General features: G+C 65.8%; 7 protein-coding genes and 1 tRNA gene. 6 read left to right on the forward strand and 2 right to left on the reverse strand.

The window, feature by feature from the left end:
- The first annotated feature begins 434 nt into the window (after nucleotides 1-434).
- From AC6JA9_RS23470 to AC6JA9_RS23490, 5 genes are all read left to right on the forward strand, one after another.
- A complete protein-coding gene (locus AC6JA9_RS23470; protein WP_223747419.1) occupies nucleotides 435-1160 on the forward strand; it encodes a hypothetical protein in 726 nt (241 codons plus the stop codon).
- Between the two features lie 191 nt (nucleotides 1161-1351).
- Entirely contained in the window at nucleotides 1352-2830 is a 1479-nt protein-coding gene (locus AC6JA9_RS23475; RefSeq protein ID WP_497957853.1) for an FAD-dependent monooxygenase, read from the forward strand.
- 39 nt (nucleotides 2831-2869) lie between these two features.
- On the forward strand, nucleotides 2870-4084 hold the full coding sequence (locus tag AC6JA9_RS23480; RefSeq protein WP_497957854.1) for a methyltransferase: 1215 nt from the start codon (nucleotides 2870-2872) through the stop codon (nucleotides 4082-4084).
- Nucleotides 4085-4851: 767 nt separating this feature from the next.
- Nucleotides 4852-5286: a hypothetical protein gene (locus tag AC6JA9_RS23485; RefSeq protein ID WP_497957855.1), complete on the forward strand. Its 435-nt coding sequence runs from the start codon at nucleotides 4852-4854 to the stop codon at nucleotides 5284-5286.
- 1569 nt (nucleotides 5287-6855) lie between these two features.
- Nucleotides 6856-7209, forward strand: a complete 354-nt coding sequence (locus tag AC6JA9_RS23490) for a hypothetical protein (protein ID WP_223783647.1) — start codon at nucleotides 6856-6858, stop codon at nucleotides 7207-7209.
- 617 nt (nucleotides 7210-7826) lie between these two features.
- Here AC6JA9_RS23490 and AC6JA9_RS23495 read toward each other — a convergent pair.
- A complete protein-coding gene (locus AC6JA9_RS23495; protein ID WP_497957856.1) occupies nucleotides 7827-9365 on the reverse strand; it encodes a hypothetical protein in 1539 nt (512 codons plus the stop codon).
- Between the two features lie 547 nt (nucleotides 9366-9912).
- A tRNA-Arg gene (locus tag AC6JA9_RS23500) sits at nucleotides 9913-9986 on the reverse strand.
- A 492-nt stretch (nucleotides 9987-10478) separates the two neighbouring features.
- Here AC6JA9_RS23500 and AC6JA9_RS23505 point away from each other — a divergent pair.
- Entirely contained in the window at nucleotides 10479-10934 is a 456-nt protein-coding gene (locus tag AC6JA9_RS23505; RefSeq protein ID WP_223747414.1) for a hypothetical protein, read from the forward strand.
- Nucleotides 10935-10985: the final 51 nt, after the last annotated feature.

Here is a 10985-nt window from a genome sequence, read left to right on the forward strand (position 1 = left end):
ATGTACCGCGACCTGCGAGCAGGGCACGGTCAGCTGTCCGTCTTCGTCGACGACGTGCTCCGCGACCCACTACGTGGGCGTGACGTGCGACGGCGTTGACATCCCGTGCCCTCCGCCGGAGCCGCAGGAGTGCGACCCTTCCCTGCCGCTCTGCACGACGCTTCAGGGCCAGCTTTGCAACTCCCTCAACGCCGAGACGCCCTGCTGTATCGTGGAGACGTCCGGCTCGTGGGAGAGCTCCTGCGTGTGCTTCCGAGCTGGCGCGACGCGGCCTCCCTACCGGTGGGCCTGCGCGTTCTAGTCGCGGCGCATTGACGGCCGTCCTCGATTCCGCTCGAGGATGGCTGGAATCACGCCCCTCCCGTCCCATGCCGGACATGGGAGGGGCGGCGGTGCACGAGTCTTCCAGGTAGGATGGCGAGGGATTCTTCTGTGTGGCGCTGCCGGCGCGTCACCCGGAATCCCTGGAGGGATTCGACGCCATGCTGAACAAGGCCTTCGTCGTCCTCGCGCTGGTGTTCATCAGCGGTCTCGAGGCCTCGGTCTTCTGCTACAGCCTCTGGGGTTACTTCATCACGCCGCCAAGTGGAGCGGGCGTGCTGGCCGCCTCGCGCCGACTCGAAGCACTGACGTCCTTCAGGAGCGACCCGAACGGGGATGTGGAGCTGCGTCCGACTCAGCCCATCGTGCCGAGCGAGTTCATCGGATGCCCGCTCTTCGACTTCACGTCCAGGTGCATGCATGACCGGCTGATGGCGGCGGTGATCACGTTACCGGGAGACCTCTCTCGGACGGAGTCGGTGGAAGAACTTCGTCCGCAGATTGAGAGCGTCTGCGGGAACTGGGCCTCGTCACGACGAGGTAAGGCGATCACCGTGCAAGGCGACTCGGGGCAGATGCGATTGATCACCTGCACGTCGGGAGAACTCAGCAATGACCTCTTTGCCTATCGGGAGGTGCTGTTCACCCAAGGCGAGGAGAAAGAGATCGCATCCATCGAATATGAGGTCTCGGGCTCCGAGTTCCTCACGATGCCCTTCTTCTTCACGTATCTGCTGCCCTTCAACATCTGCCTCTATGTGATTGGACGGGTCGCTGGGAGGCAATGGTACGGCCCGCCGCTCCCAGCAGCAGAGGGCGGACTCCCCACCGTCACATAGAGGGCTCCGGGCAGGAAATCACCTGGCCGCGGCGTGGCGCTTCTTCGCGGCGCTCGCCCTGGCCGACCGCCACGGCGCGGGCCCGCCTTCCTTCCACCATCAGCAAATGCCAGACCCCGGGTATTGCCGCAAGCCCCCCCGGTCATGGTCCACCCTCGCCCGTTTCGACCCAGGAGCGGGAGGACCGAGCCATGCACAGGGACATGATAACGCAACACGCCGTGGTGATTGCGGGAGGAGGCCCGACCGGGCTGATGCTGGCGGCGGAGCTGGCGTTGGCGAAGGTGGACGTGGCCATCGTCGAGCGTCGTGCCAGTCAGGATGTCGCCGGCTCGCGCTCGCGAGGCCTGCACGCGCGCAGCCTGGAGGTGCTCGATCAGCGCGGAGTCGTCGAGCGCTTCGTCTCACAAGGGCAGCCGGTCCAGAACGTGGCGTTCGGACAGACGCCGCTGGACCTCAGTGACTTCCCGACGCGTCACAACCACGGGCTCGCGCTCCTGCAGGAGCGCTTCGAGCGCATCCTGGCGCAGTGGGTCGAGGAGCTCGCGGTGCCCATCTACCGAGGATGCGAGGTGACGGGCTTCGCGCAGGACGACACGGGCGTCGACGTGGCGCTGTCCGACGGCCGCTCGCTGCGGGCGAAGTACCTCGTCGGGTGCGATGGGGGCCGGAGTCTGGTCCGCAAGGCAGCCGGCATCGAGTTCCCGGGGTGGGACGCGTCGATCAGCTACCTCATCGCCGAGGTCGAGATGACGGGAGCCCCCGCGTTCGGCATCCGCCGGGACGAGAAGGGCACGTTCGCCATGGGCAAGCAGGCGGACGGAAGCGTCGGCGTCGTGCTGCGAGAGGAACAGGTCAACACGGGCGAGGCGCCGACACTCGAGACGCTGCGCGAGGGCCTCGTCAGGCTCTACGGGTCGGACTTCGGCTTGCGAAGCGCCACGTACCTCTCCAGGTTCACCGACATGACGCGGCAGGCGGCGTCCTACCGGGACCGTCGAGTGCTGCTGGCTGGAGACGCGGCCCACGTGCACTCGCCGATGGGCGGACAGGGGCTCAACCTCGGAGTGCAGGATGCCGTGAACCTGGGGTGGAAGCTGGCGCAGGTCGTGCGAGGCGTTTCGCCGGAGAGCCTGCTCGACACGTACCAGGCCGAGCGACACCCCGTCGCGGCCCGCGCGTTGCGCAAGACCATGGCGCAGACCGCGCTCAGTCGCGGCGACGCGCGGATGGATGCCGTGCGCGAGACGCTGTCGGAGCTGTTGCGGATGGACGAGCCTCGCAAGCAGTACGCGGCGATGATGTCGGGGCTGGACGTCCAGTATGACCTGGGCGCTGGACACCCGTTGCTCGGGCGGCGCGTGCCGGACCTCGACCTGGTGACCGCCGACGGCCCACGCCGCGTGTTCCAACTGCTGCACGAGGCACGACCGGTGCTGCTCGACCTGGGCGAACCAGGGGCCCTCGACATCGCGCCCTGGGCGGACCGGGTTCAACGGGTCTCGGCTCGCGACCCGGGCGAGTGGGTGCTCCCAGTGCTCGGCGTGGTCCCCGCACCCGTCGCGGTGCTGATTCGTCCGGACGGACACGTCGCATGGGTCGGCGAGGGCACGGACCAGGGACTGCATGAAGCCCTGGCCCGCTGGTTCGGGGCGCCGAGCACGACGTAACACGTGCTCGACCCCGGGTGGCGCATAGGATGCGCCCCCATGGACTTCCAGGCGCGGCTCGAGGCGCTCACGCACCAACTCCGCCCCTGGTCCGCGCTCTGGTCCCGCTCCATCCTCCAGGGCTGGCCCGAGTCCGGCGCCGCCTATCCCGAGGAGTGGCGGGCCTATGCCCGGTCACTCGATGAAGCAGGCGAGCGGAGCTTGGACCAAGGAGTGCTCCAGGGAGTGCCGCCTCCCTCCCTGGCTGCGCTCCTGGGCGCGCTCCAGGAGCTGACGGCGATTCCCTGGCACGACGGCCGTCACGCGCTGACGGTCACGGAGACGCAGGGACTCAGCGACAAGAAGACCCACGAGCTCGAACGGGTGCTGGCCCTGCTGGGGCCCAGAACGCGCTTCATCCAGCAGGCGGTCGACATCGGCGGCGGCATGGGGCACCTGGCCCGCCTCTGTGCGCGGACGTTCGGCTGGACCTTCCACAGCATCGACAGGGACGCCGCGTTGCAGGACAAGGGCCGACAGTGGCTGAAGAGGACCCGAGCCTCGGTCGGAGACACCCTGCACTTCATCCAGGCCTCCGTCGAGGACGCCCCCCAACCGGGGATCGATCCGCTCTTCTCCGGTCGAGACCGCGCGTCCATCGGTCTGCACACCTGCGGGCCGCTCGCGCTCACGCAGCTCCGCAAGAGTCTGGGAGCGGGCTTCGTCCTGAACATCGGCTGTTGCTACGACAAGCTCGAGGTCCCCAGGGACTACCCCGTCTCCCGAGTCGGCCGCGAACATCCCCTGCCCTTCACACCGCATGCCCTGGCACTGACGACGCGGGGACGGCCGCGGAAGACCGAGGCGGAGTTCGCGCGGATGAAGCAGGTGTACGCGTGGCGCTTCGCGTTCCATCTCCTGTCGAAGCAGCGGTTTCCCGAGCGAGACTTCGTGAGGGCGGGAGACGCGCCCCGGGCGCTCTATGACGGACCCTTCGCCATCTATGCGCTCGACCGCCTGGAGCGCCTGGGGCTCTCCTCGGGAATGACCGAGGCCGAACTGGATGCCTTCGAGGTCTCCGTTCGCGCCGAGACGCGGGAGCTCCTGCTCTGCCATCTGCTGAGGGACCGCTTCGCGAGGGCGTTGGAGGTCGTGCTCCTGCTCGATCGCGCGATGTTCCTGGAGGAACTGGGCTTCCAGGTCGAGTTGCTCCAGCTCTTCGAGCCCGACGTGTCGCCGCGAAACCTCGCGCTCATCGCGTCACGGAACACCTGAGGAAAGCAGGAGGAGCACCACGACGGGGCTCCCCAGCCCAGGAGACTGGAGGAGCCCCCGATGGCGGCCTACCAATCAACGTCGACGCAGGACCATCCGCCCAGACACGTGCACTGACTCTTCCCTCCAGCGCTGTTGCAGCAGAGGACACTCTCTCCTCCCCAGCACTGCTGACTGGTGACCGAACTGCACGGCGCATACGCGCACGTGGGATCCGGAGGATTCGTAGGAGGACACGCATGGAAGACCCCACTGCATGTCACTCCCGAGTAGTCGACGGCCTGACACGGCGTTCCCGAGCAGCTGATGGGCCCGTTGGCGCAGTTGGCATAGCACGTCGCCAGCTCCTGCGAGCTTTCACTCAATGCCTCTTCGCCGACGACTTCTGTCGCGGCTCCGCCACACCCCAGTGCGAACATGACGGCGAAAGCCACCCACAGCAGCTTCAAACTCTTCATGAGGGTTCCCCTGTCGTGAGCGTGTGCGAGCGAGGGACCACCGGGCCACGGACATCCTCCGAGATTTGAGGGCCCAGGGCAAACCATACCCAATCGCAAGAGCCATCCTGGAGCGACTCGTCGCGACGCGCCTGGGCATTCGAGGAGTCCCCGGAGACGTTCTTCGGCTCCTCCTCGAGGGCATGACACTGACGCATGGCGGACACCCCAGGAACTGGGGCGCTTGTCGAAAGCCCGTGCCCAGGACGAAGCGTGGAGTTTTGGACGCTGGATGCCCGAAACGAACCCCATCGCCAGGACCCGACATCCATGTATGCGAATGACCGAAGCGCGCCCGGGCTGAGCGGAATCGAGAACGAGGGATACCGAGCCCTCGTGGAGCGGGGCCTCGATGCGGGCTGTCTGTGGAAGCTGCTTCAGGTGATGGGTGCGGCTCCAAGCGCCCCCGCCGACCTGCGCTATGTGCCACGGGTGGACCTGGCGAGCATCGACCGTGAGGTCGCCACGATTCAGGCGGAAATGGATGCCCGCGGGTTCATCCTGGCAGCGGCCCCACCCGGGGCGGAGCGGATGCGCTCACTCCTTGAGAATGACATGAAGGGCTACATCTACTTTCACATGTCCTGTGAGCGTTACGGATGGAAGGATGTGTTCCCGGAGCCGACGTACTTCGAGGACGTGTCCGTCCAACCTGGACAGGGGATTGCAACCAAGACCCATAGACACATCCCTGCACACGACTGACAAAGCAGCAACCAGAACTTTCCATTCCAACCACAAACACCCATCCGTCAACTCCAGCACACCCGAACCCCTGACAGCGTCAGAACCGCGCCCCACGACCTTGCCCTTCACATGTCCGTCATTCAGGCTGCACACAGACACAAACGAAGTGGAGGCCGCAATGACAGCTGTTGGACTGCGCCGTTATGTTTTGTGGGTTGGGCTCACGTTGATGATCGCGTGTGGAGGCCCCCTCCCGGAGGAGCAGGAGGGAGTCGAGGCGGCCCCCCGCGAGGAGTCGGCGGAGGTGGTCGAGAAGCCAGGTGCGGACCTCGCGTGCTTCGAGTTCGCGGAAGCCTGCGTTCCCGGGTGGCGCACGTGCGAAGTCCGTTGCTGTGATGGAGACCTGGACAGTTCCTACCAGGTCTGTGGCAACTGTCTGGATTGGGCTCAGGGCAGGTGTAGCAACCACGGCGGCGTTCGGCGCGTTCGCTGGTCGCCGTAGCCTACCGACTCACTCCGGACGGCGGAGCCACGCCGTCCGGAGCAGTCGGACAAGGGAAGGACATCCAAGGGCGGCGCTGGAATCAGCATTGATGCGCCGATGACCGGGACGTCGGCGCTGCCGTCGTCAACCTCGTCGTCGTCTGCATGGTGACAAGGCCTACGCATCGAAGAGGAGCTGACGTGGGCTGCGCCTGCGCGGCATCACCGCTCGCATGGCGCGTCCCGGCGGTGAATCCAAGGAACGACTGGGGCGCCACCTCGACCACCCGTGCGTGAGGGCGCTTGGCCCGGACGTGGGCGAGGAGCGCGGGACGTACGTCGGCGTCGTGCATGCCCGCGAGAAGGGGTGGACGGTTCGGGTCCGCCCGTTCTCCCGGCCACGCACACCATGCCCCTATCGCCCCTGGGCATTGGCACGGTCGTGACACGCGGCGTGCAGGAGAGTTCTGCTCGGCAGTGGACTGCCGGCCTCCCTCGCGACTGATGGCTGGCACCTTTCTGTCCTGCGACGGTGAGTCCTCTCTCAGGGGTTCTCGGGATGATTCGAATATCGTGGTTTGCTGGGCTTGGAGCGCTGCTGTCAACCCTGGGTTGTCGTGATCCGGAGCCCGAGCAGCCGTATTGCGCGCTCCTCGACGAGCGAGTGGCTGCGTGTAGAGACGGCTCCTGCGACTCTGAGACGCAATTGGCGATTTGCAATAACATCATTGCCTTCTCGTCACTATCTCCGTACCTCTGTGGAGAGTATGAGCCGTTACCGGAGCCCATTCCCACATCATGCGAAGACTGTAGCATCGACTTCTGTGAGCCTCTCCTTGAGGAGTTGAAGGCTGAATACCAAGACACCCGCTCTCCTGTCGTGGTGCGGAGCCAGCTCAAGCAGTTGCATGACAAGCTGAGCACACTGTGTGAGGCACAGCCAAACGAGGACCGGCCAACTGCTTCGCAGCGCCCACAGTGCATGGCGCCGTCGCGGTGACGTCCGAGTGACCAATGGCCAAGAAGTAACGACCGCCCCTTCTTGGCCCTCATGAACCCACGATTGAAAACTCCATCTTCGCCCTCGCCGTCGGCCAGCTCCTGGTGCCACGCCTCAACGGACTCCTGTCGCGTCGGCAGGTGAAGCACGAGCAGGCCGCGGACCGCGCGGAACTCCGGCTGGTGGACCAGCGCCTGCGCGCGCTCGAGGCGTGGCAGGGCGAGGCCCGGCCCCAGTTCGGACAGGTCTCCAACCACGTTCACGTGCTCATGGGCGAGCACGGGGCGCGCCAGGGCCAGGCCACGCCCCCGTGCACTGGAGGGCCCGTTAGCATTAACGGCGGGTGCTGGGAGAAGGTGGAGTTGTGGATCAGAGACTGCGGTTCTGTTGGCTACGTTCACGAGGGCGGCTGCTATGTGCCCGCGAAGACGCCCCATGCGCGTGTTCCGCCGGGGTAGAGCTTCGCCGCAGCCGCCCGCACCTCCGACGGACGCCCCGGTGTTCGGGAGCGACCCGAAGGGCTACCGAGTCGATCGCCACCGGAGCCCCTATTCGCAGCCTTCACACTGAGTGCTAGATTCCGCCACTGCATTACCACTGCAACGGAGGGGAATCCATGAAGTTGCTCATGACTGGTGGTCTGCTGGCGCTTGGATTGATGTTCGGGTGTGGTGGGCCCGTCGATGACACCGAGAACGCGTCGGAAGCGCAACTCGTTGAAATTGAACAGAGCTCTCACGCGCCCGCCATCTGCGGAAAGACTGTCACCTGCCCACCGGGAATGCAGTGCTGCGGCTCTCCCGCGCGCTGCGTGCCAAATTGTGACCTTGGAGGGGTGGACTAGCCGGATGGGAGAGGGCAGCCCGCTCTGAGGCCATAGCGAGCTGCCCGCCACTACTGGCCGAACGTCCAGCGAGCGCCGATGCCGGCCAGCCCAGCACCGCAGAGGCCGTCTCGCGGATGGATGGGAGCATCGCTGCGGTGATCATGGAGCGTGAATGTCATATCTGGGCAATCTCATGCTGGGACCAGGGAGACTCCTTTTCCTCGTGGCCCAAGGCCTTCGCCCCGCGCGTCACCGGGGGGTAGACGCGCCTGTTGGCGCGAGACCGCTGCTTCCTCGATAGAAGAGCCAGTGGCTGTTGGCGCCGCCACTGCTGCAGCCATTGGCGGTCGTGTAGAACGTCATATGGACGACCTTGTCCCCCGGCGCAAAGGGGTTGAATCGCACGATGGCGGTCCTGCCTACATCCGTCGTTTCAAACGACAGGACCTCGGCGCTCGCTCCCGTGGGCTCCCCCAGGAGCCAGTACCCACCGATGCCTGGGCTGGTCACGGAGGCCCGCAGCAGCAAGCCATTCGTGCCGTAGGTCCAACCGTAGAAGTCCGTCCCGGTCACCAGCTCCACCGTCCTGTAGGAGCCTGCATTGGTCTCGAAAGTGAGGGTTCCGTAGGGCCGGGTCAATGAGTAGGGGCCAGAACGGACCCTCTTGGTGAGGGTGGTGGTTCCACAGGCGCCGGAGATGGTCGCGGTCAGGTCGACATCGCCGATTTGAGGCCCTCGAGCGAGCGTTCCAGTGTTGTTGCCGTGGGTGGTCGCCGTCGCCAAGGTCGGGTTGCTTGAGTTCCAGACGACGGAGGCACCACAAGGCAGCCCTGTAACTCGATACTCCTGGGGTGTCGCGGCGCAAAGGATGTCGGGGCCTGTAATAGCCATCGTGGGGTAGCCAGAGTTCGCCACGATGGACCGGTAGGGCCCATGAGTGGTGCTCCCGGCCTTCACCGAGACGGCGATGCCCGACTGAGCAGCTCCGCAGTTGGGCGTCAACGTGAGGGACGGTTCGGAGGTCGTCAGCGTGGCCGGTGCTGGTCCGCCCTGGTGGAGCCAGCCATTGCTCGCCGAGCCAAGGTCCCACTCGTACGCCGTGACGTTCGGAATTCCTCCGAGGTTGTTCACAGTGAAGGTCCGCGCCGACGTGTCCCCGCACGCCAGGGCGATGGACGCAGGGGTGAGGGAGAACACGGGAGGAATCGTCTCCGTAATGGAGATCTTGTTGATCAAGACCTGCGTCGACTTCGTGCTGGAGCCCTGGGTCGCCAAGACGAAGAGGTAGTCCAGGTCCTCGCTGGCGGTCCACTCGGTGAGGGGGTAGTTGCTGGCGGTCGCCGAGCTGATGTAGGCCGCCCCCACGACGTCATCCAGCAGCATCGACCAGCGGTCCGCGCCAACGGGCCCGCAGCTCGTGGGTTGGGTCTCATTGGGCGCAGGGAGCGACGTGCGCACAGAGAAGATGAGATGGGGGCTGGACACAGGATCATCTGAGATCTTCGACGCAGTCACCGCGAGGGTGTACTTGCGTCCGGCCTTGAACCCGACCTTCAGGGCATAGGCCGTTCCCAGGTTCGAGGCTGAGGTGTTTCCTGCCTGGGCTTCGAGGATGACAGCGCTGCCATTGAATCTGGCCCCTCCAGAGACCGGGTAATGAATGATGTCGTTGACTTTCGCAGGCGTCGAGAGATTGAAGACGTTGCAGATGCCGGTCGAGAGTCCGCTTGAGCTGTTGTAGGTGATGGTCCTCTGCGCGAGGGCGCTTGAGGTCGTCAGCAAGGCCACGAGCGCGAGTGTCTTCGCTAGGCCCCACGGAGATATGCCTCTCATTGAATGCTCCTGGGATGGGAGGATTCCGAGCTTGAGCGAGAATGTGATTGCTGTCCAGGTCCAGCCCTGCTCGAAATGTCATCCTTCATCGACCTTCGATGTGCAGCTGTTCTCGGATAGCATGTCGCGGAGGGCAGCGGCATTCCTGAACTCCCGCTTCCGTCCGAGTCGTGGAGTGGGTCCGAATCAAAGTCTTCGATGCGATGGCGCGGGGGCTTCCCGTGTCCGCGGCGAACGAGCGCCAGGTCGCGCAGTTCGTCAAGCAGCAGCGTCTGCCCTACCCGTCTGTCGGTCCGGATGTCAGGCATTGCGCTGACATCCGGACGGGAGGCTCCAAGGCAGCGCGAAAGGCGATGGTTCCTGGACCGGTGGTCCTGCGTTGGGCGTTCCAACTCGCCGCCGCGCAGGCCCAACGCCACGTGGACGCCACGCCGGGAGCCACTTCACCGGCGACATCCTCCGCCGCCCCAGGAAACCGCTGGGGTTCCAGGGAGTTGGCGAGTGACCCCGACAGGAATCGAACCTGTGGCCTGCGGTTTAGGAAACCGCCGCTCTATCCAACTGAGCTACGGGGTCGTGCCAACAAACGCCTGAAACAACGGCGCTTTCTAGCAAGAGCCCCGGGGTACCTCAAGCACCACGTACGTCCCCCCTCGCCCGGCTGCCCAAGCGCACCGAATCCGGTCGAATTCCGGCAGATCGACACCGGGTACGTCCCTGCTGGACCCTACGTACGGGTTCGCGGCACCGACCGCCAGGGCTCCGTCCACCCATCAACAGATCGCCCGTCCACGCCGTGGGCCACGGGACCCGGCGTGAACCGCGCAGAGGCCGGGCGCCCCCACATTCCTGGGATGGACCTGCCCGTGAGGCCTCGCTCACGCTGGGTCTCCACCCAGGAGCGTCACCAGCGCTCAGTCCCTGGAGCACCCGCCAGGATTCCCGGGGGAAGGCACCATGCTGGCTCCACTGACGCTCGCGTTGCTCCTGCGCCACCTCGTCGCGGCCTGGTTGGGGCGTCGCGACGCGGATGCCCCCGCACCCACGCAGCCCCTCGAGGAGTCGTGAATGCAACCAGGACCGTCCTGCCGTGTGGCACTGCTCTCCACCCTGCTCGCCCTGACGGGCTGCGGAGGCAATGCCGCCCCCGAGGCCCTCCCCTTCGCAGACGACCGCTTCCTCCTCGAAGACGCCGGAGGTGACCCGGATGGCGGAGCGTCCGAGGACGCGGGAGAAGAGGACGCAGGCGAGGAGGACGCGGGCGAGGAGGACGCCGGGAGCGAGGATGCGGGCAGCGAGGACGCCGGCACCGATGAGGACGCTGGAACGGGCGGCGGCCCCACCAACCCTGGCGGCCCCAACGGCCCGTACATCTGCCCCTACTTCCTCAACGTCGAGACGACCTATTACAGCGACGGGTACTACACCTACTCGGTCGGCACCGACATCTGCCGCTGCGGCGTGGGCTACAAATCCGGCGTCGAGACGAACTGGTACCTCACCTTCGACTTCGGCCACTGCTGAGCGACGCTCCGGCCCGCGCTCCTCCTCGAGCGCGGGCCGTGTTCCCTCCAC

The organism is Myxococcus sp. MH1, from assembly GCF_059738865.1.

Coding starts and splice junctions, on each gene's coding strand:
- AC6JA9_RS23485 (WP_497957855.1), top strand. CDS start 4,852: ATGTATGCGAATGACCGAAGCGCGCCCGGGCTGAGCGGAATCGAGAAC.
- AC6JA9_RS23505 (WP_223747414.1), top strand. CDS start 10,479: ATGCAACCAGGACCGTCCTGCCGTGTGGCACTGCTCTCCACCCTGCTC.
- AC6JA9_RS23475 (WP_497957853.1), top strand. CDS start 1,352: ATGCACAGGGACATGATAACGCAACACGCCGTGGTGATTGCGGGAGGA.
- AC6JA9_RS23480 (WP_497957854.1), top strand. CDS start 2,870: ATGGACTTCCAGGCGCGGCTCGAGGCGCTCACGCACCAACTCCGCCCC.